Annotated in this window: 16 protein-coding genes; 6 read left to right on the top strand and 10 right to left on the bottom strand. The window is 47.8% G+C overall.

Annotated features, from left to right (window positions below; all coding sequences use genetic code 11):
- Positions 1-8: 8 nt before the first annotated feature.
- Both VNN20_09780 and VNN20_09775 read right to left on the bottom strand, forming a co-directional pair.
- Positions 9-938: a sulfotransferase gene (locus VNN20_09780; GenBank protein ID HWP92471.1), complete on the bottom strand. Its 930-nt coding sequence runs from the start codon at positions 936-938 to the stop codon at positions 9-11.
- Positions 939-1,013: 75 nt separating this feature from the next.
- The gene (locus VNN20_09775; GenBank protein ID HWP92470.1) at positions 1,014-2,327 is read right to left on the bottom strand and encodes an FAD-dependent oxidoreductase; all 1,314 of its coding nucleotides are present in this window, start codon (positions 2,325-2,327) and stop codon (positions 1,014-1,016) included.
- A gap of 121 nt (positions 2,328-2,448) precedes the next feature.
- Here VNN20_09775 and VNN20_09770 point away from each other — a divergent pair, with 121 nt between their 5' ends.
- The gene (locus VNN20_09770; protein HWP92469.1) at positions 2,449-2,595 is read left to right on the top strand and encodes a hypothetical protein; all 147 of its coding nucleotides are present in this window, start codon (positions 2,449-2,451) and stop codon (positions 2,593-2,595) included.
- Between the two features lie 142 nt (positions 2,596-2,737).
- Here VNN20_09770 and VNN20_09765 read toward each other — a convergent pair whose 3' ends face one another.
- From VNN20_09765 to VNN20_09735, 7 genes are all read right to left on the bottom strand, one after another.
- On the bottom strand, positions 2,738-4,681 hold the full coding sequence (locus tag VNN20_09765; protein ID HWP92468.1) for a hydantoinase/oxoprolinase family protein: 1,944 nt from the start codon (positions 4,679-4,681) through the stop codon (positions 2,738-2,740).
- 345 nt (positions 4,682-5,026) lie between these two features.
- Positions 5,027-5,617 (bottom strand): MarC family protein, encoded by a 591-nt coding sequence (locus VNN20_09760; protein ID HWP92467.1) that lies wholly within the window; start codon positions 5,615-5,617, stop codon positions 5,027-5,029.
- A gap of 3 nt (positions 5,618-5,620) precedes the next feature.
- Positions 5,621-5,830 (bottom strand): DNA-directed RNA polymerase subunit omega, encoded by a 210-nt coding sequence (gene rpoZ, locus VNN20_09755; protein HWP92466.1) that lies wholly within the window; start codon positions 5,828-5,830, stop codon positions 5,621-5,623.
- A gap of 560 nt (positions 5,831-6,390) precedes the next feature.
- Positions 6,391-7,182, bottom strand: a complete 792-nt coding sequence (locus VNN20_09750) for a nucleotidyltransferase family protein (GenBank protein HWP92465.1) — start codon at positions 7,180-7,182, stop codon at positions 6,391-6,393.
- Positions 7,179-8,378 (bottom strand): galactokinase family protein, encoded by a 1,200-nt coding sequence (locus VNN20_09745; protein ID HWP92464.1) that lies wholly within the window; start codon positions 8,376-8,378, stop codon positions 7,179-7,181. Before VNN20_09745 ends, VNN20_09750 begins: the two co-directional genes overlap by 4 nt.
- A 498-nt stretch (positions 8,379-8,876) precedes the next feature.
- On the bottom strand, positions 8,877-10,937 hold the full coding sequence (locus VNN20_09740; protein ID HWP92463.1) for an ABC transporter ATP-binding protein: 2,061 nt from the start codon (positions 10,935-10,937) through the stop codon (positions 8,877-8,879).
- Between the two features lie 103 nt (positions 10,938-11,040).
- Complete coding sequence (locus VNN20_09735; protein ID HWP92462.1) at positions 11,041-12,759, bottom strand: ABC transporter ATP-binding protein; 1,719 nt, start codon at positions 12,757-12,759, stop codon at positions 11,041-11,043.
- Positions 12,760-13,580: 821 nt separating this feature from the next.
- Between VNN20_09735 and VNN20_09730 the strand changes: the two genes are divergently transcribed.
- Positions 13,581-14,426, top strand: a complete 846-nt coding sequence (locus tag VNN20_09730; protein HWP92461.1) for a DnaJ domain-containing protein — start codon at positions 13,581-13,583, stop codon at positions 14,424-14,426.
- Between the two features lie 2 nt (positions 14,427-14,428).
- On the top strand, positions 14,429-14,821 hold the full coding sequence (locus VNN20_09725) for a VOC family protein (protein ID HWP92460.1): 393 nt from the start codon (positions 14,429-14,431) through the stop codon (positions 14,819-14,821).
- A gap of 348 nt (positions 14,822-15,169) precedes the next feature.
- On the opposite strand, the gene VNN20_09720 is transcribed toward VNN20_09725, so the two are convergent.
- Positions 15,170-15,931 (bottom strand): SDR family oxidoreductase, encoded by a 762-nt coding sequence (locus tag VNN20_09720; GenBank protein ID HWP92459.1) that lies wholly within the window; start codon positions 15,929-15,931, stop codon positions 15,170-15,172.
- Between the two features lie 451 nt (positions 15,932-16,382).
- Between VNN20_09720 and VNN20_09715 the strand changes: the two genes are divergently transcribed.
- The 3 genes from VNN20_09715 to VNN20_09705 all read left to right on the top strand — a co-directional run bounded on the left by VNN20_09715 (position 16,383) and on the right by VNN20_09705 (position 20,179).
- Positions 16,383-18,299, top strand: a complete 1,917-nt coding sequence (locus VNN20_09715; protein ID HWP92458.1) for a glycosyltransferase — start codon at positions 16,383-16,385, stop codon at positions 18,297-18,299.
- A gap of 502 nt (positions 18,300-18,801) precedes the next feature.
- Positions 18,802-19,281 (top strand): acyloxyacyl hydrolase, encoded by a 480-nt coding sequence (locus VNN20_09710; GenBank protein ID HWP92457.1) that lies wholly within the window; start codon positions 18,802-18,804, stop codon positions 19,279-19,281.
- Positions 19,282-19,375: 94 nt separating this feature from the next.
- Positions 19,376-20,179, top strand: a complete 804-nt coding sequence (locus tag VNN20_09705; protein HWP92456.1) for an aldo/keto reductase — start codon at positions 19,376-19,378, stop codon at positions 20,177-20,179.
- The last annotated feature ends 634 nt before the right edge of the window (positions 20,180-20,813 follow it).

Below are 20,813 nucleotides of genomic sequence, written 5' to 3'. Positions count from 1 at the left end.
AACCGAATCTAAGCGGTCCTTAGGGCTTCGATATTTTCGTCTCCCAATCCCGGGTCAAAGCCTATTTCTTTGCGCGTGAAATCGGGGCCCCAGAAATCTGAGGGTTTTCCGTAAAACTTGAGGAACTGCCTGGAGTCCTCAGCAACTTGGCTCAGTACGAATTCACGAGCGGATGGCTCCCATTTCAATGGTACTTCGAAACGGTTTCGCATTATTACTTGGGCCTTTCTTCTCGCTTTCTTCGGTAGCCTTATCCAACAGGAGTTTAGGCTTTTATGGTTGATGATAAACCTCATCAGCCAGTTGCTGTAGTATTTTTCATCAGCAGTGTTGAGACGCTTATTCAGCCCCTCAGCCGGAAGCCTGGAGTCTACTCCGAGGAAGTTAAAACATTTTGTGAGTACTGTCCCTGGGTCTGTCTTTAGGTCTTCGAGGAACAGCACTAATATTTGTTCGTCGGGGAAATAAGAGCGAAACTTGTTGATGCGCTGCCAGTAAAGTGCGTTTGTGTATAGCTGAGGACGGTATTTCAACGCTCCTTCTATCGAATGCGGAAAATATTTGCCACGCCTGGAGGCGACATCATGTATCTGACGATAAGCCGATTCGACCCGATCGAGTGGATTGCGGACTATGTAAATCAGGCGGACACTTGGCACGTGCTTTTGTATTCTCTGGCAGGCACGGTCTTCAAACTCCTCGCTGGAATAGGAAACGCTTTTTTCTCCCACCAATGAAGCGCCCTTTGTATTTCGGAAAAGCGATTGGTACCAATCCCATCCTTTTGCGTATTTCCGGTCGTGGGAGAAAAAATTAGGTTCCTTGGGCGAGGAAACGACAAAAATTTCGGGATGCTGGTTGAGCAAGTTGCCCAAGGTGGTCGTGCCGCATTTACCACAACCGATGATCAAAAAATTAGGCTTAGTGTCGTCGGTCATCAAGCTTTTGAAGTTTGAACTATCCCTTCTGGGAATGGATGTAAGATTATACGTCAGGCCGGATTTGCAATCTAACTACTTCTTCCCTACCGCCGCTCCCACGAAGAAGCCGTCTTTTATGGACTCGGCAATGCCCTGAAATATCCACCGTCCGTAGCGGCCGACCTGGAAGATACCGTTCTTTTCCAGAAGCCCCAGTGCTTTTGTCTTCCAATTGGAGCCCGGCCAGGACCAGGTGTAGGCCACCTCGATCCAGGTGGGGTCGACGATAGCTTCTTCCATCTCAATGAATTTCCACCCTTCCAACTCCTTAACTACGTTCTGAGAATATTGCTTTATTTCATCGTTTGACGGTTTCTCTCCATGTTTATAGGCGCGCTCGACGTAAATGCTTACCCGGTCATTAGATTCTCTGGAAGAGTGGGGGAGGAAAGAGACATCGACGTTACTGTAGAATCCGACCCTATGAAAACCGGAGTCGCTGTCCGGAATGTAGAGCCAGTGGTCATCCGGGCATAGTGGCCCCCGCCTTGCACCTATATTCAACACCAGAACCGAGGTATGGCAATCCGGCCTTTCATCCGGCTCAAGGCCGGCCGCTTCTATGGCTTTATTGAGCGGCAGTGTCGAAATCAGGTTTTCGTATTTCTGGCCGGACCCGTCGGAGAATGAAACCTCTTTTTTATTTATATCAATCCGCACCACCTTCTTTTCGTACTTAACATTTCTGTTTTGGGCCATACGTTGGGCTAACGTGTTGAGGCCCTCTATGGGATAGACAAAGGTGACGTTATATCCGACCGGCGGGGTATCGTCGGAAGCCCCCTTGATGGCAAGAGACATATTCACCGGCGATTTATAGGCATCCTGGGGAGCGATTTGGGTCCAGAGTCCGGCCGTATATTTTTCATGGAAAGGAGCGAAAAAGAGCTCGGTCAGCATCTTACCAAAGCTTTGCTCCAGCCAGTCGGCCATGGTTTTAGCATCGCCCTTAGGGCCGGACATCAGGTCGTCGAGTGCCTTTTTGGCCATGTGCTTACCCAGATAGCCCAGGTGGTTCTGTATCGGGTATGGAACGTATAGCCCCTTTTTGCTGAAAAATACGGAGGATCGTCTGTGGTATGATTTCACCGGGGTGAGTGACCGGATGAAGTGGAGCACCGCTGGGTCTCCCCCGAATATCCAGTGGCCTCCCCCTATTTCGAAGCGGTAATATTCCCCGTCTTCCGGAGTCGAATAGATGGGTTTATCCCCACCGGGCGAGAGATAGTAGGACGAACATATCCCACCGGGGACGGTCTCCGATTCATACACCGGAAGTCCCGATACCCAGCTTGCGGCAAGTCCGGTCATTCCGGCACCGAGAATAAAGGTTTTTGGATGTTTCATTGGATTATTTTCCCCTTGCTAACGATGATTTAGCTTAATTTCAAATCAAGTTGCCTTCTTATGTGTTTGTTATGTAAATGTGTCCAAATTATATCCGTTCACCTAAGCCCTGTATGTCCTGATGACATTAGTTTTTAGAAATGGGATTGCTTCGTTCATGGAATTTATCCCTTCGACTAGCTGGATAGGGCTCCGAATAAGTGCATTGGCATCCTTCGACGGGGCTCTGGATGAGCGGATGCACGCATCCGCTGTTAATCAGGAATAAAAGACCCGTTCGTCCTGAGTAGTTCGACAAGCTCACTAAAGGCTTAGTCGAAGGGCGAACACCTCAAAAAACCTATCATTTCTTTTTACGGCGAAGCAGTCTCTTATTTTGGACAAGTTTTTTCAAAATTATATGAATTTTATTACATCCTGGCCAATATATTTCCCCATTCGTCCACTTCACACCGGAAATCGGGCGGTATGAAAAGCGTGGAGGTGTTTTCCAGGACTATGGCCGGCCCGGCAAATTTAAAACCGGGGAAGAAGTCCTCTCTCATGTAAGAGTTTATGGTGATTTCTTTGTTGTTGAAGAATAGCCTTTTCTTTCTCGAATCGATTTTCTTTCTTCCGGTTTTAATCCTGGGAAGTTCGAGTTTTTCTGTCTTAGTTATAGCCCTAATTCTCAGGGTAACTATTTCCACCTCGCTCTCCCGTTTATTGTAGCCGTACATCTGGTGGTGGGTCCTGTGAAAAACCTCGGTGAAGTTGATGCTGTAAGGGATGGTGATCTCATGGGATTGCCTTTTATAACGGGCATCGAGAAATCGCTTAAATTGGAGCCTCTTACCGGGAAAGTCCTTATTAGCTTTTTCCTCAAGCGTCCTGAAGGTCTTATCAACGGCTCTCTTGGTCGCTTCTTTCCCGGTAAGAATAGTAGTGACACTGTAGTCCTTGAAGGAGTCTGCCATGAGCATTCCAAGGGCGGATAATACCCCCGGGTCTCTCGGAAAAATAACCGTCCTTATTTCCAACGCCTGGGCCAGTTCGCAGGCATGAAGCCCGCCCGCTCCTCCGAACGAGAGAAGTGCAAATTCACGGGGGTCAAAGCCCCTACCTATAGATATTACTCGGAGGGCTCTCTCCATATTGGCGTTAGCTACCCTTATTATGCCCTCGGCTAGTTCCCTGGTCGAAAGGTTCATCTTATTTGCCATCCGGCTAAGGGCGGTTCTTGTCCTTTCCGGAAATATCTTCATCCGCCCTCCCAGAAACCAGTCCGGGTCGATTCTTCCCACGGCCACGTTCGCATCGGTTACGGTTGCATCAAGACCCTTGCCGTAGCAGGCCGGTCCCGGGTCAGCCCCGGCGCTTACCGGTCCTACCTTCAAGGATCCTCCGGTATCAAGGTAGGCAATCGACCCGCCCCCTGCCCCGATGCTGGTAACGTCAACCATCGGAATCTTTATAGGGATATTATCTATATTAGTCTCGGTTGTAAATCTTAGTCCTCCGTCGCAGAGCGAAACATCGGTGGAGGTGCCACCCATATCGTAGGTAATTACCTTGTCAAAGCCGATTGTCTTGGCGATATTGAACCCGCCTACTACCCCGCCTGCCGGGCCGGACAAAATAATCCTTACCGGTTCGTCCCCAGCCTGGTCCGGCGAGATAACGCCCCCGCTAGACTGCATCACCGAGAGTTTACATCGAGGTAGACTCTTACTAAGCTTCTCCATATACGATTTGACTTTGGGAAGGAGATAAGAGTTAGCTACCACGGTGGATGTCCTTTCATATTCCCTAAACTCTGGAAGAATCTTTGAGGATGTGGATATGGGGATCCCGGTTTTACGAATAAGCCTTTCCACCTTCTCTTCATTTCTCGGGTTTATGTAGGAATGGAGGAATGAAATAGCGATTCCTTGGACGTTTAATTTCTTAATTTTTTTGAGGAGGCTTTTAATATCTTCCTGGTTTACCTTGACCAGTATTTTCCCGTCAAATGACGTCCTTTCCCGAACTCCGAACCGGAGTTCCCTCTTTACCAGGGGTTCTTGGGGTTCCCAGAATAGGTCGTAGAGTTTTTCCCGGTTTTGCCTTCCTATCTCGATCAGGTCCTCGAATCCCTTCGTGGTTATTAAGGCTATTCTTGCCCCTTTTCTTTCCAGAAGGGTGTTGGTAGCGACGGTGGTGCCGTGCACGACCTCAAGGTCCTTGACTTTATCTCCATAGATATCGGTAAGCCCCTCGACGATTGCCTGAGAGGGGTCGTGAGGCGTTGAGAGCACCTTGTGTGTGCCCAAATGTTCACCGTCGAAGAAAACAAAGTCGGTAAAAGTGCCGCCTGTATCTATGCCTACTCGCATATCCAGCAAAATCGAAATTTTCGGATACCCTGCGGCCTCCTTGCCGCGGGGTGGCTCATTTTGGAGTATGAAAAATGAATAAAACATTAACCAGATATAACTGAATAGACAAGCAAGAGTTTTGGCCTGGGCTAAAAGGATAAACAATATATCTCGCGTTTGAACTAACCCGGTTTCTGCAGAAGAATATGAAAAACCTTTATTTTTTATGTTTGCTTTTTTGTACGGAACGCAGATCTGCGTTCCGTACGTTTTTAAAGGATTTATATTCCCGCGGTAGCTATCTATTCGTCAACTAGGATCAGTCTTGTACGGCAAAATAGTCTTGGGAAATTGTGTTCGATGCTAGTTGCCCGAAATAAGCTCCATAATGCCCCGCCTTACCATCATAATACCTATCGCTGCAAGCAGTATGCTCATAACCTTGGCAAAACCCCTTGCGCCGCCCTGGCCAAGGAATGACAAAATGATATTCGCTTTGTAGAGTACGACTCCTAATATGATTAGATTTGCACCAAAGGCTATTAGGGTTGCAACGAACCCCTGAGTGTCGACTAGAATTATCAAGGTAGTTAGCACTGCCGGGCCCACAATGAGTGGTGTTCCGATGGGGAAAATTCCGAGGGAGCTATGTGTGACTTTTCGGGCCTCTAGGCTTTCTTCTTTAAGCAAATCTAGGATGGAAAAGATGAAGAGTAAAAGCCCGCCGGCAATGGCGAAATCAGCAACCGTTATTCCTAAAATCTTGAATATGAACTTTCCGGCCAGGACGAATATAACCCCTAGAATACAGGCTGTCAGTATTGAATCCCTGACTACTTTTTTTCTATCGTTGTTGTCTAATCCTCTAGTCAGAGAGAGATACATGGGCATTACCCCTATCGGGTCTATGGCCACGAATAGGGGAATGAAGCTAAGAAGGATGTCTTGTAACATTAACTAAGGGCGTTGATGTCCTGGGGGGTAAACAACCTTCACTTTTCCTTCGGCAATCTCCCTCAGGGCGAGCACCACATGTTTGTTGTCGGTCTCTTCGGAAAGGGGCTGAGCGCCTTTGGCGATCTGCTTTGCCCTTTTCATCGCCGCTATGGACAGGGCAAACCGGTTTTCTACTTTCTCCAGGCAATCTTCGATAGTTACTCTGGCCATCTATTTCTACCTCCCGATTGGGGGAAACTTCGCTAATATGATAAGCGGGAAATCTAAGCTAGTAAAGTGTTGGATAAAATAAGCTGGTTGTCCGAATATCACTGCTGACCAAAATAATTAGAAACTAGAGGTTCATACTAATAAAACAAGGCAGTTAGATAGATAAAAACGTCTTTTTAAAATCAGGTCACCCTCTTTTTTTATGTCTGCTATGCAAGTGCTATCCTAATCCTATTTGTCGAAATAGCTTTTTAACTATACTCACCCTTCGTCTCCGCTCAGGGTGAAGGGCATAGTATTGCTTGGAGTTTTAGACCTGCCTTCATGGTGAGCCTTTCGGCTGCGCTCAAAGCCTGTCCTGAGCTGGTCCCCGATCTAATCGGGGAAGGAATAAACTCAGTCGAACCATAGACCCTTTGTCAAGTCCAGTACAGGCCTCCCACGCAAGGGGGGGGAGGAATAATTGCTTTTATACTTTCATTTCGATTTGTTTGTACAGATCCTTCGAGTTTGCCCAGCACAGGCTTACTAAGATGGGAATTAAAGAGGGTTCCTTTTTATCAGTCATTGGACCCTTTGATTGCCTCATCCAAAATCACCGGCTCTCTGCTTAGAACTGCGTTTGCCTCTTCATAAGATTCTATTGTGCCTATGTCTATTGACTTACCCATTACCTTGATTGCATACACCGGCTCCCTAGTAACTAGATAAGAGATGAAATATCCGGGCGCATCCCGGGCATCGGGTTGAGCAAGGTACTCATCTACCCTGGAAAGTGCGGAAGGTTTTAAAAAGTATATTGCCGGGCAGGTCCAGGACGACGGAGGGTCATTGGGCTTTTCATGGAATCTAACCACCCGGTCATCCGGGCCGAGCTCAAGAACACCGGTGCGCTTAATTCTGTTTGGGTCTTTTTCGGGCAATGCCAGCAAATAATTTTTGTCATCGTCAAGAAATTGTTGCCATATAGGTTTTAACGAAAAGCGAAATATATTATCCCCGGCTGCGACGAGCGCTCCGGTGGTTATTTCTAAAGAACGTAAGACGAACGCAAGGTCGGCTACGGCACCGAGGCGGTTCTCATTGTCCATGCTTCCGTCGTTATGGAGGTTAAGTGTAATACCATGTGGTTCGATATCCGGTAGCCATTTGTCCCGCCACTGGGCAAAATGGTCAAAGAAACTGGCATTGGTTACGACGTGTATGGACTCTATACCGGGCAGATTTATGACCTGGTCCATCAGGTAGTCGATCGCCGGCCTCCCGGCAACCGGGAGCAGGGGTTTGGGAAAGTTCTTGGTCAGTGGATAAAGCCGGGTGGCGAAGCCGGCGCATAGGAGTATTGCTATCATAAAAACCTTACCCCGTCGTCTGACCTAGCCAGATATACCGCAGCCGTTTCTTTCACTTCCGGATATTTGTTTATGTAGGTTTCATATATTTGGGACGCCGCCTCCTCTGCCACATCGGATTTTACGAAGCCGATAACACAGCCACCATAACCTCCGCCGCTAAACCGGCTTCCATAAACGCCCGTAGTCTTGCTAGCGATTTCATGAAGATATTTCAACTCCGGGCTCCCGCTCTCATAATTTTCCAGAGAGCTTAGACAGGACTCGTTCATCAGTCGTCCGAAGGTCTCCCAGTTGGCTTCTTTCCAGGCGTTAAATCCTTCTTTCACACGCTCTACCTCGGAATAATAGTGGTAAGCGCGTCGTCTCAAGTCCTCGGGCAGCTTCGCCGATTTATCATGAAATACCTCGGGAGGAACATCCGCCAAAATCTTTGCCGATTTTATGCCTCCCATAATCCCCAGTAACATGGCGGCGTTTTGGCACTCTTTTACTCGGGTGTTGAAGCCGGAAGAGGTCAGCTCCCTGGAGGTGCCGGAGTTAACCACAAAGATGACAAAATCATTCTCGTAATCTGGCTGAGCGAACGATTCAGCATCGGCGGTGACGGTATCGATGTAAAGAAGATTGTCTTTTTTCCCGTGAACAATGGTCGATTGGTCAAGAATGCCGTTCTGTAGCTTGAGGTATCCGTTTTCTAACCGTCTGTCTAATTCAATGTAATCCCCGGGGCCGAATTCGAGGTTGTTAAGCTTGGCCAACGCATGCAGATAGGCCAGTCCGACCGAGGCAGACGAGCTCAAGCCGCTTGCCGGCAAGGTGCCGCATACAGCTCCGATTAGACCGGTATTCAGCTTTTTTTCTTCGGACAACACCTTGGCCGCCCCTTTTGCATAACGTTCCCAGCCGTCTTTCCTGGTAGCCCTTATCCTATCGAGCTTAAATTCGACCACTCCAGGATAGTTCGTACTGTACAGCCGGACTTTAGGCTCTTCGTTTGGAATAAAAGCGAACAGGGTACGGGCGTCGATGGTCATTCCCAGGACGGGACCGCCCTGATGGTCGATGTGTGCTCCGATCGGGCTTATACGATATGGTGAGACAACGAAGCTGAGGTCGTCGAGGTCAAAATTCTCACGCTTCCTCAAGTGGGCGATTACCTTTTCTTTCTGCTCTGAGAGGGACGGAAAGTGCATGATAAGACGATCCATGATGCAAGATACAGGATACAGGATGCATGATTCATGATACAAGTAAAAGTGGAAACACAAAATGTTGTGCCCTAAATCGTATCCTTTCAAATAACCTATGAAAGGACTAATAACATAAGCGTCTTTTTCAACGGATTGCTTCGGTCGTGGAATTTATCCCTTCGACTAGCTGGATAGGGTTCCGAATAAGTACATTGGCATCCTTCGACCCTTCGACCAGGCTCAGGGCAGGCTGGGCTCAGAGCCTGTCCTGAGTTGATCCCCGATTAAATCGGGGAAGGAATGAGCGGATGCTCGCATCCGCTGTTAATCAGGAATAAAAGACCCGTTCGTCCTGAGCCTATCCTGAGCTTGACGAAGGACGGAGTCGAAGGGCGAACACCTCAAAAAATTCTATCCTTTCTTTTAGCGGTGTGGCAATCTCTTATTTTAGACGAGTTTGTTTACCATTAAAAATTAATTGCTAACTGAGAAATCAGCCGTCTATGAAGAAAGTCTACTAATCTCGCTCTGTAATTTGTGGAGATTGTAATAGATCCCCCGTCTCTTAAGAAGCTCCGGATGGGTTCCTGCCTCATGAATCTCCCCTTTATGGATTACGAGAATCCGGTCTGCCTCTCTCACATTCGATAACCGGTGGGCAATAATTAGGGTTGTTCTCTTACCAGAATCCTTCTTGACAGCCTCCTGCACCTTTAACTCCGTTTGTGCGTCTATATGAGAAGTGGCTTCATCCAGTATCAACACCTTCACGTCCTTGGAGAATGCCTTACTAAGAGAAACCAACTGTTTTTCCCCGGATGATAGCGAGCCGCCGTTTGTTCGTTCAAGGACGTCGCTTTTCATAGACGACCAAAACTCTTCCGACTTTCCGTTGTGGTCATCCGAGATATTTTTCCCGAACAGGAAAAGGTCCTGGAACACCGCAGATATATGCGACCTTATGAACTCAGGGCTGTATTCTCCTATATCCACACCGTCAAAAAGGACCTGCCCTTTCTGTACCTCGTAAAATTTAAGGATGAGGTTAACTATGGTAGTCTTCCCTGACCCGGTGAGTCCGACCAGCGCAACGGTTTCACCGGGCTCGACGGTGAAGGAAACGTTTTTTAGCACCCAATCATCTCCGTTGTATGAAAACCAAACATTCCTGAACTCTAATTTCCCCTGAATCTCTCCTAATTTAATCCCCTTCCTTTCCTCCGGCTTCAACTGCATCAGGTCATACAAATTTTCGGATGCCGCAGATGCGGACTGGAATATATTGTATCTTTCGGCAAGCTCTACAATCGGGCCGAAAAGCATTCTTATGTAGGCGAGGTAGGCCAGAAGCGCTCCGAGCGTAAGCTCCAGCCTTAAAACGCTCCAACCGCCGTACCACAATATTAGCGCTATGGCAAAGATGCTGATGAATTCTATGATCGGCCTGAACGTGGCAAAGGCAAAGAGCTGGTCCATATTGGCATTGTAATTCTCTCTGTTAACCTCCCTGAACCGGTCGAAATTTTGTTTTTCTCTTATGTATAGTTTTATCAGCACTATTCCTCTTATACTTTCCTGAACGAAGGCATTCAGCTTTGCTATTGTTCTTCTGACATTGCGGTACACCGTCTTTAGCCTCATGCGGAAAAGAGCAGCCACTATGGCCAGGAGGACGGTGAGCATCAGGATAAAAAAGGTAAGGGTCTGGTTCATGTAGAACATCACTCCCAGAACCCCGATAATCACGATGATGTCCTTGAAGAACTGAACCAGGACCGACGTGTACATCTCGTTTATGGCATTGACATCGTTGGTAACGCGGGTGGTAAGCCTCCCCACCGGGCTTTTATCGAAGAATGATTGGGGTAGGGACAAGATATGAGAGAAGACCGTTAGCCTGATCTGATGCATGATTTTTTGGCCGGAGTAATTAAGAAAATAGGTGTAGAGTGAGCTGAAGACAAATACCAGGAAAAGGCAAACAAACAGGACCAGAGCAAGAAGGGTAATCTGCCTAATCTCTTCGCTCCTTAACGTGCTGATTTCCTGGTCACTCAGGTCTTTAAGGGAAGAGTATTCTGCGTAATACACCCGCCCGACCGATTTGAATAGGCTCGAATGCTTGTCTATTATTTCACGGGCCTCATCCATTTTTTCCGCTCTCAGTTCACTTACATTAATAGCCAGATACCTGTCTTCCGTGATATATCCGAGCTTCTCCAGGTTGGTATTATCCTCTCTGCCCACCTTTGAGGTATCCACTAGATAGGAATGGTCGCTCAATCGAATAACCGATTCTGGATATTTCTTCTTAAGTTGGTCCTCGAATTCCTTATCCGCTTGTCCATTGGAGAACCTGGCCTCCCTCCAGGAAGGGAATATGTAGCTGTCCACGGCGATCTTGGTCAGATAGGGAACGACAAGCTCGAGCCCCGCAGTTAAGACCATGAAAAGAAGAGAAAGAACCATGAACCTTTTATAAGGTCTAGCAAAGCCGAGGAGCCACCTTATGATCTTTACATCGTAGGTCTTACCCTCTCTTTTTTCCTCTCCGCTACCCATTAAGCCCAATGTAGTCTCTCCAACTAACCAGTTTCGAGTTACGAGTTTAGAGTTCCCAGAAAAACATTTTCAACCCTAAACCCTAGCCCCTAAACCCTGAACCCTAATTAAACGTCTGCACATTGTAGAGCCGGGCGTATATGCCGTCTTTTTCCATGAGTTCTTCATGATTCCCGATTTCTATCACCCTGCCTTTTTCGAAGACGGCAATCCGGTCAAAACCGCTTATCGACGGGACCCGGCTTGATACCACCACCAGTGTTTTCCCTCTCATTATGTTTCTCAGGTTTTCGAGCACCTGCTTCTCCGTTTTCAGGTCAAGAGAGCAAAGAACATCATCCAGTATTAGCACCCGGGGGTTTAGGAGGATGGCTCTAGCCAGTGCTACCCTCTGCCTCTGCCCCCCGGAAAGACTTAGTCCCCTCTCTCCGACTACCGTGTCAAACCTGTTTGGGAATTCCATTATCTCGTCATAGATTTGGGAAAGCTTAGCCGCCTCTATAATTTGCTCTTCCGATAGTTCGGTATTCATGAACGAAATGTTATCCCTGATAGTCCCGCTGAATACCGTGGTTTCCTGGGGCAGATAGATAATTCCCTCTCTCAAACTCTTCTTTTTAATATCCTTGACGTCGATCCCGTCAACGAATATTCGTCCCTCCGGTATGTCCAATACCCTCAGCAGAAGCTGAAATAGGGTGGTTTTGCCGGAGGCTGTCCCACCGGTAATTCCGAATGCAGTCCCCTTGGGTATGGATAAGGTAACCCCATTCAAAGCCTTTTTGCCGTTATAGGAGAAACTCAAGTTACTGAAATCGATGTTGCCGTCCACCTTATGTTCGATGGCGTTAGAATATTCCTCAGTCCTGGGCTCTATGAGCAGTATCTCATTTATACGCTTTATCGAGGCGTTTCCTCGCTTGATCACGTCGACGGCCCAGCCCATGGCCATCATGGGCCAGCCGAGCATGGTTAGATAGGCCAGGATGGCGGCAAAGTCGCCAAGGGTAATGTCCGTAGCTATAGTGCTTCTTCCACCGGCCCATAAGAATATGGCTATGGCGCAACCACCGATGAAGGTGATAAGCGGCTGATACACCCCCCAGACCTTTATGAGATGTAGATTCTTGCTTAAATAATCTGTGCTCGAAGACTCGAAGTCCTTGGCTTCTTCGTTCTCCCGGACGAATGCCTTTATCACCTTTATGCCGGTAAATGATTCCCTGGCGCTCTCGGTCAGGTCGGAGAACGAGGCCTGCACCCTCTCAAACCGCTCTTCTATCATCTTGCCAAATTTTAATATTACGAAAGCCAGAATGGGGAAGGGAATGAAGGCGTATAGCGTCAGAGTTGGCGATACATAGAACATGGTGGCAATGATAAAGACCAGGAGGAGCACCCCGTCGTAGGCGATGATTATCCCCAGCCCGCAGGCCATCCTTATGGTCTCGATATCGTTTACCGTGTGCGCCATGAGGTCTCCGGTTTTTCTCCTGGAGAAGAAGTCAAATGAAAGCCTTTGGAGGTGGGAAAAGAACTCATTTCGGAGCGACTGTTCTATCCTCCGGGCGGCGCCCATCAGGAAATATCTCCAGAAAAACCGGCAGATGGACATTATTACGGCCAGTCCCAACAGGTAGAGGGCGTATCTGGTGATATCATCAATGCCCGAATCCTTGAGGGTCAGGGTGTCAACAACCCTTTCTATGATGAGTGGGATAGAAAGCTGGCAGAGGTCCACGATGGTGAGCGCAAAGAGCCCGGCCACTACCGAATACCTGTATTTTATAAGTAGAGAGAAAAGGGTTTTCTTCTTACTCAAGACTCGGCCCTGTTCTAGACTAGGTAAAAACACGTAGCATGACGCTGAAACAAGTCTTATAAAATATACCTGAAGTAATTTTAAGGTATCGGACAAATAGTATTTAAAGTGTAATAACAGGATTTAGTCAAACAGGCACTGCCTAACGAGTCGCATCTAATGGGCACTTTTACTTGTCTAACTGTCATTCTGAGTCCTTTATTACATTCAGAGCTTGTCCTCAGGAAGCGAAGGAATAAACTCCGCGGAGAGTCGATACTTTATTAAGATTCTTCACGTTCGTTCTAGTCTGTTAATAGTCTTTTCTAGTAAAACCCTCTGTTTATTCTGAGTAGGGGTGTAAGGGCAAACACCTCAGTAACCCATCCTTCGACCCGGCTCAGAGCTTGTCCTGAGTAAAACGAAGGAATGAGCGGATATATATATATCCGCTAAAATGATTAATGAAATAACAACCGTTCATTCTGAGCACCGTCGAAGAATGAACACCTCAAGAGACTTCATCCTTCGATTGCCCTTCGATAAACTTAGGGCAGGCTCGGAGCCCGTCCTGAGCATCTCAGTGCAAATTCCACGAAGGAACGAGCAGACCTTACATCCGCTGAAAGTGATTGTGGTAATTTATTGGAAAAATGTAATTTATCTCGATAAATCAAATCGTGATTATCACGTTTTAGGAATGTAGGGGCATTGTCCTAATCTGCCACTTACAGATATAATATATGGCATTAACCGATTAATTGCCTCTAATGTTGCCAAAACAGCGTTACTGCTAGTATAGGTAAAGCAAGTAGGGGACGGTAAACCGAAAGGATTCAATCATGCAACAGAAAGATTATTACAAAATACTAGGGGTGGACAGTAAGGCTTCTCAAAAGCAGATAAAAGAGGCCTACCGTAAGCTCGCTTTTGAGTACCATCCGGACAGGAACAACAACCGTAAATCCGCCTCCGATAGGATGAAGGAGATAAACGAGGCTTATTCTGTCTTGAGCGACCCTTATAAGAGAAAACAGTACGATGCCCTGTACACCCAATACGGCTCTTCCGGTTATGACCGTTTCAGGCAAACCTACAACGAGGATGACATCTTCAGGGGCTCGGACATAAACCGCATCTTCGACGAGTTTGCCAAGAAATTCGGATTCAGAAACGCGGATGAGATCTTCCGGGACCTTTACGGTTCTAAATCCCAAACCTTCGAATTTCGAGGACCCGGTTTCTCCGTGCGCGGCTTCTTCGTCTTCGACTCCGCCGGCAGGCCCCGGGTACGGCAACGGGCGGACGGGGCTAGTGGCTCCTTAAAATCACCGATTTTCTCCGGCGTGGTGGGTAAGCTGGCCGAGTATGCGCTCAAGAAAATCACCGGGATAAAGATTCCGGAAAAGGGCACCAATATGTACGATGTTATCCACATCACCCCCCAGCAAGCTAGAAGAGGGGTGGAACTTATTTACTCCTACAGGAACAACGGAAAACAGAAAGAGTTGGCAGTGAAGATACCCCCAGGTATTAAAGACGGCCAGAAATTGAGGCTAAAGGGTCTGGGGTCTCCGGGAAAAGACGGTGGAGAACCGGGCGACCTGTATATTAAGGTCAAGGTCGGAGATTCGCTTTCCACAAAGGTCAAGAGTTTCCTCAATAACCTCGGGCTTCAAAGAACCTGATAATGAAGTTAAACCAGCCAGATTATATAGTCCTAATCGTCGATGACCTGGACAGGGCCTTACAATTCTATACCGGAATCCTAGGGCTCCGCCTGGGACATCGGGCAGGCGAATATGCTCAACTGGATACGGGAACCACACGTTTAGCCTTTTATACCAGGAACGCTATGTCCAAAACCCTCGGCTTGCCGCTTCAACCTCCTCCCCATGATGCGCCCGGCTTTGAGATTGGTTTCAAGGTGCCTGATGTAGATGCCGCTTTTGAAGAACTGGTCTCAAAGGGTGCTTGCCCGGCCATGGAACCGACCACCCGTCCCTGGGGCCAGCGTACCGCCTACGTTCGAGACCCCGACGGGCATCTGGTTGAGTTAGCCCAAGACCTGGGAAGGCGGTGAGTTTTAGATGGGGTTGGACGAGGATTTGATCACGGGGGTAAGCCTTCGGGACTCCATTTATCCCAATTCCTCAGAGCCGTGTGCCTGTGTATTTTAAGTAATGATGTAAGGAACGCAGACCTGCGTTCCCTACTATGCCGAGCTTCGACTATTCTGTCATACCCGAACGCTCCCCGTTTAGGACATGCGGGGACAAGTTTTATCGGGTATCCATTGCACTACATTTAGACTGGATTCCCGCTTCCGCGGGAATGACATCTATAAATAGGGATAATCGCTCGGTGTAGCTCACGGAGTCCTACAAAGACTCAATCGAGTTCATGTTTTTATTAGAGGAACCTCGATGACTTAATACGTTGTCCATCCTCCGTCTATCACTAGGTCGGAACCGGTTACATACTTTGATTCATCACTTGCTAGGTAGAGCACCAGGTAAGCAACCTCGATCGGCTCCGCCCTCCTAGGTATCGGGACCACGCTTGCAGCCAGCTTGTCCAGTTGTTCCTCGGCATCGGGGGGATTACCCATGAATTCCACGTCCATCTTGGTTTTAATGTAGCCGGGACAAATCGAGTTGACCCGGATTCCCTGCTTGGCATGGTCAAGCGCCATGCTTTTGGTTATCTGCCTCACCGCACCCTTGGAGGCGTTATAAGCCACGGCGTTTTCCATACCCACTATACCCAGGACGGATGAGTTATTTATGATTGAGCCTCCGCCGTTTTCTATCATATAGGGGACCACGTACTTGCTCATCAGGAACACCCCCTTGACGTTGATATCTATAGTCCTGTCCCAAACGTCGTTTGAAGTTGTAACGACTGTGCCCGGCTCCATGATCCCGGCGTTATTGAAGAGTATGTCGATTTTCCCATATCTCTTATGGAAGGACTCGACCACTTTCTTGACGTCTTTCTCTAGAGATACGTCACCCGGGTAGGCTACGATCTCTCCCGGCCCCTCCGCTTCTTTTACCACCACGTCCAGTTTTGATTTGGTTCTTCCCATAATTCCTACACTAGCTCCTTCCTTGCAGAAGAGAAGCGCGGTGGCTTTGCCAATTCCCTCTCCGCCGCCGGTTACTATCGCCGTTTTACCTTCTAGTCTCATTATCAACCTCCTCTTTTGAATGATAAAGATTTTAGGGTCAATTATATATAACCGGGAACAGGCAGTTCAATTCCGTTTTAAGTGGAATTTATACTACATCTTTCCCTCTTTTTTAGGAATAAAAGGTTTAGCCGCCCATACCATTTATATTTCTTGCGCAAGGCTGCACTGTGTAAATTGTGTGATATTGCACAGAGGAGCGTAGCTTTCCCTTAATGTATTTTCTTGCTTATTTTTATAATTCCGAGAAAACATTAGATATTCAAAAAATAGAATCTTGCAGAAGTACCTGGTACGAGCTTTGCTAACTCTATTAGCCCTTAAATAAGGTTGATAAGGAACTCATCCCGAAAACGTAGCCGTTAAGAAACGTAATCTCAACAAGGAATACGGGCGTGCATAGGTTTTTCCCATTACACCTTAAACACGATTCATCAATCGGAGGTTATATATGTTTGACTTTGGCGACCTGGTCACAGTCGGTCTAGTCTTTTCTGCTTTCTCTTTTGGCGTCTCGGTTTTGCTTATTACAGCCCAAAACCTTCTTGGTCAAGGGCAGGATTACTTCAGGATTTTAGCTTATCTTAAGGTCAACTTAGTTAGCGCTCTTGGTGCATGGCTTATCACCGGTCAAAGCGGGGAAGTGCTCGCTTTGTCGGCTCTGGGGTTAGTTGCCAGCCTCATTGCCCACCGGTTGTTGAGGGACTTTACAGTAGCCGGAAGGCTTTTGTTAACATCCAATTTGTTACTCGCTATTTTCAGTTTGGCTTGGGGGACATGGTTTATCTTCAGCGTCCAAGTAAGCACAATAACCCGGGCTCTAATGCTCGTGGGTTACCCTCTTCTAGTCCTGAATGTTTTTGTCGGCCTAATTTCAACCTTCGAACAATGGGAAGTGCTTTGCCGAAAAACCTGGCGCAGGCCGCGTAGTCCGTTGCCCCCGGGGAAGCTCCGGCATTACCCCAAGGTGTGTCTGCAGGTGCCGGCTTATTCGGAACCTCCGGACGTGGTAATTGCAACCCTAGATACGATTTCCAACCTTAGATATCCAAATTACGAGGTTTTAGTAATCGATAACAATACCAAGGATCCCAATCTATGGAAGCCGGTCGAGGAACATTGCCGTAAACTCGGCGAGCGTTTTCGCTTCTTCCATGTCGACCCCTTACAGGGGGCAAAAGCCGGGGCGCTTAACTTCGCCCTCAAACATACAGCACCAGATGCCGAGATCATAGGCGTCGTCGATAGCGACTACCAGGTCGAGCCGGATTTCCTAGACCGCCTGGTCGGATACTTTGAGGACCCTAAGATTGGATTCGTGCAAACCCCGCATGATTACCGGGAATGGGAAAACAGTACCTACCAGAAAATGTGCTATTGGGAGTATAAATCCTTCTTCGAGACTACTATGCCCAGCCTGAACGAGAGGGATTGCGCCCTCACCGTGGGGACCATGTGCTTAATTCGCCGGAAGGCGCTCGAAGAGGCCGGAGGCTGGGCCGAGTGGTGTGCCACCGAGGACTCGGAGTTGTCCATCCGTATCCATGCCCTCGGTTATTCCTCTGTCTATACCAACGTTACCTTTGGCCGCGGGCTTATACCGGAAACCTTTAACGGCTATAAGAAGCAACGCTTCCGCTGGACCTATGGACCAGTCCAGGAGCTTAAGCGTCACATCAAGCTCTACCTTCCAAAACTTATTGCCAAGACCTCGGCGCTTACTCCTCTACAAAAGATTCACCACCTTAATCACGGGTTAGGCTATTTGAATATTGGTTTGGGTTTTCTACTGATACCGGTCGCAATAGCAGCGATCATATCGATGACCATGCATGGAGAGGTAGTGCACATACCCAATGCCTTATGGATTTCCTCTTCCGTATTGCTCACGGGCACTCTAGCGTTATCTTTGCTCATATATCGGGTCTTTTTGAAGTGCTCGCTCAGGGACAGCATCGGCGCCTTAGTCGCCAGCAGGGCACTTAACCACACTTACATAATGGCTAGCATAATGGGATTATTCACCAAGCAAATCCCATGGCAGAGGACGAACAAGTTTAAGAGCCTTCCATTAGGCTTAGCCGCTCTTAACTCCGCTCAGACCGAGTTGATGATTGGCGTTGCCATGTTGCTCTTCACCGGAGTTATGTTATCGCTCTTCCCCCAAGTCGGCGTACACTTCATTCTATTGATAGGAGTGCTACTAAGAAGCTTTGACTACATAGCCGCACCTTTCATGGCGATACTGGCTGAAAGGGATATCATGGCCGAACAAAGTGCGGCCAAGCCGGCCAAAGAGGGGACTAGCGGAATTGGTGCCAAGGGACTACTACCCCGGCAAGAGGGCTACTCGGTTCACCACAGGTAATACAATCTTTCAGATACTAATTCGATACATTCAGTTTCGTTACCGGAGACGGCCCGGCGGGTCGTCTCCACACAGAGGATGTTTATCGGTCATTTAGATTGATTCTAAAGAGGCCAGGACGGACGATTCTTTCCTGGTCTCTCCAAAAAGCTTTCATCATCACTGAAAAGCGCGCTCTTATTGATCGGACACGCTTCTCAAGATAAGAACCTTGCCTACTTTTCATCGCCTTAGAATTGACTGCAAGCGACAATCAAATAATATTATTTAAAAACTGATGACATCTAGCATGATAGCTAGATTTTGTTCTTTCTTAGATAACTTAACTTTCACGACGGCGAAATCGTAAGATATGGTTCGACTGATAGGCTGAGTTAAAAACTTAAAGCCTTGGCGTACAAGTCATCTCATATTAGCTCGGATGCTAGGAGATTGAATCATTCGATTAAATGTAAATGCGACCTGGTTGATATTGGCACTGCTATTCATGCTAATTGATCCTATGGAAATCAGTGCAAGTGATGAAACGGTTATGGATCTGGGCATACGTGTCGGTATATCAAACCCTCGTGAGGAGTTTGATTTCGAATCTTTCGAAGTTTTTGGCAATTATGGGTTGCCATGGAGTTGGAGAACACCTTTTGAATGGATACTTGGTACCGGGATTAACGGCTCCGTTGGGGTCCTAATACAGGAAGGCGACACAGCCCTATTGGCCACCCTTGGTCCGGTCACATCCTTCAGCAGTCCCGGAGGTCGTGTTACCCTTGATATCGGTGTAGGTTTTGCTCTAATCAGTGAGGAAAAAGTGGGCGACCATAGCTTCGGGGGCCCCTTTCAGTTTATTGCCCACGGAGGTGTAAGCTATAGACTTCCATGGAACCTGGCTTTGGGATATCGATTTTTCCATATTTCTGACGGCGGGATCTTTGGCGGAAATGGACTGAACCGCCACCTGCTTGAGATGAGTTACCGTTTTTAAGCTTCGCTATTGATACTTTTTTGAAATCTAACCGGTTTTAGTTAGCTTTAATAATCATGTACCGAAGCCTATTCATAGAAAAAGGGTGATCTCGATGAAGCTAAAGCCTCTTGGAAGTACTGGAGTAATGGTTCCTGAAATCGGGCTCGGTACCTGGAATTATTCGGGTGGGGTGGAACCCTTGCGCAGGGGAATTGAATTGGGAGCTTATCTGGTTGATACGGCGGAAGGATATAATACCGAGGAGGTGGTGGGTGTGGCTATAAAGGGTATCCGCAATCGAGTGTTCATCGCCACAAAGGTATCCGGCGGACACCTCCGCTACGACGATGTGCTCCGGGCGGCGGAAGGGAGTTTGCGGAGGCTCGGAATAGACTGTATCGATCTTTACCAGGTACATTGGCCCAACCCCAGTGTCCCAATCCGGGAGACTATGCGGGCCATGGAAAAACTGGTAGATTCCGCAATGGTCAAATACATCGGGGTAAGTAATTTTGACGTTGATGAGTTAGAAGAGGCAATGGCTGCCATGAGCAAATATCCGATTGTCTCGAACCAGGTGCTTTACAACCTCAACAGCAGGGAGATAGAAAAAGACCTGATACCCTTCTGCGAGAGACACCGAATAACAATCCTGGCTTATACACCCCTAGACAACGGTAATTTAGCGGTGAAGTCCAGGCTCTCAAGAAATAAAGGTATGAAGGTCTTGGGCCAAATAGCAGACCAGGTTGGTAAAACTATGGCCCAGGTGGCACTCAACTGGTGCACTGCCCGCCCTAACGTCATAGCCATACCCAAGTCTAATAGTGTGGACCGGACTGTTGAAAACTGCCTGGCCTCCGGTTGGCGGTTGTCTAAAGAGCAGATAAAACAATTGAACGAGGCCTTTTCCTGAAAGCTGGATAGAATTCCGGCGGGTTAGTCGGTCTTGTCTCAAGCCGAATCTCTCCAAAAACGATAGGCCTGACTCAAATGTCACTCCGACCAGAGGGAGGAATCTTGATAGATTCCAACACTGCTAAAAGAAGGGGGCACGCCATGACGGCAAGAAAGTATTTATTCTTTTGCCCCAATTTGAGGAGAAGGAGAACGGGGGAAATCCGTTTGCCCTAAGCCTAGCCTGCCCTGAGCTGGGCTGAAAGGTGCAAGGACAAATTCACCCTTCTCCAAATCATCCTTCGATTAGACTCAGAGCCTGTCCTGAGTCGATCCCCGATTAAATCGGGGAAGGAATGAGCGGATTTACATCCGCTGAAACGATTAGTAGAAACCCGCTCGCCCTGAGCAGGTCCCCCGGTTAAACCGGTGGAAGGGTGAACACCTCATGCTTTAAATTCATACTTCGACAAGTTCAGTATGAACGGATTAGCATCAGTTGGTAAAGAGAAGTAAAAACCCGTTCATGGTTCGACAGGCCTGTCCAGTTTATGGAAGGACTCACCCCGAATTGCTCCAATGTATGCTTGAGGAAGTGAGAGGTTAGGCCAGACGAAGGGTGAGTAGGGTTAAAAAGCTGTTTCAACAAATAG

It is taken from the genome of Thermodesulfobacteriota bacterium, assembly GCA_035559815.1.
Lineage (GTDB): Bacteria > Desulfobacterota_D > UBA1144 > Nemesobacterales > CSP1-2 > DATMAT01.
Note: the sequence above shows the minus strand (reverse complement) of the source record. Positions and strands in the feature narration are given on the sequence as shown.

What these genes read in the sequence shown, in the direction of transcription:
- VNN20_09780 (HWP92471.1), bottom strand. Translation starts at nt 938, where the DNA reads ATGACCGACGACACTAAGCCTAATTTTTTGATCATCGGTTGTGGTAAA.
- VNN20_09775 (HWP92470.1), bottom strand. Translation starts at nt 2,327, where the DNA reads ATGAAACATCCAAAAACCTTTATTCTCGGTGCCGGAATGACCGGACTT.
- VNN20_09770 (HWP92469.1), top strand. Translation starts at nt 2,449, where the DNA reads ATGACATTAGTTTTTAGAAATGGGATTGCTTCGTTCATGGAATTTATC.
- VNN20_09765 (HWP92468.1), bottom strand. Translation starts at nt 4,681, where the DNA reads ATGCGAGTAGGCATAGATACAGGCGGCACTTTTACCGACTTTGTTTTC.
- VNN20_09760 (HWP92467.1), bottom strand. Translation starts at nt 5,617, where the DNA reads ATGTTACAAGACATCCTTCTTAGCTTCATTCCCCTATTCGTGGCCATA.
- rpoZ (HWP92466.1), bottom strand. Translation starts at nt 5,830, where the DNA reads ATGGCCAGAGTAACTATCGAAGATTGCCTGGAGAAAGTAGAAAACCGG.
- VNN20_09750 (HWP92465.1), bottom strand. Translation starts at nt 7,182, where the DNA reads ATGATAGCAATACTCCTATGCGCCGGCTTCGCCACCCGGCTTTATCCA.
- VNN20_09745 (HWP92464.1), bottom strand. Translation starts at nt 8,378, where the DNA reads ATGCACTTTCCGTCCCTCTCAGAGCAGAAAGAAAAGGTAATCGCCCAC.
- VNN20_09740 (HWP92463.1), bottom strand. Translation starts at nt 10,937, where the DNA reads ATGGGTAGCGGAGAGGAAAAAAGAGAGGGTAAGACCTACGATGTAAAG.
- VNN20_09730 (HWP92461.1), top strand. Translation starts at nt 13,581, where the DNA reads ATGCAACAGAAAGATTATTACAAAATACTAGGGGTGGACAGTAAGGCT.
- VNN20_09725 (HWP92460.1), top strand. Translation starts at nt 14,429, where the DNA reads ATGAAGTTAAACCAGCCAGATTATATAGTCCTAATCGTCGATGACCTG.
- VNN20_09720 (HWP92459.1), bottom strand. Translation starts at nt 15,931, where the DNA reads ATGAGACTAGAAGGTAAAACGGCGATAGTAACCGGCGGCGGAGAGGGA.
- VNN20_09715 (HWP92458.1), top strand. Translation starts at nt 16,383, where the DNA reads ATGTTTGACTTTGGCGACCTGGTCACAGTCGGTCTAGTCTTTTCTGCT.
- VNN20_09710 (HWP92457.1), top strand. Translation starts at nt 18,802, where the DNA reads ATGGAAATCAGTGCAAGTGATGAAACGGTTATGGATCTGGGCATACGT.
- VNN20_09705 (HWP92456.1), top strand. Translation starts at nt 19,376, where the DNA reads ATGAAGCTAAAGCCTCTTGGAAGTACTGGAGTAATGGTTCCTGAAATC.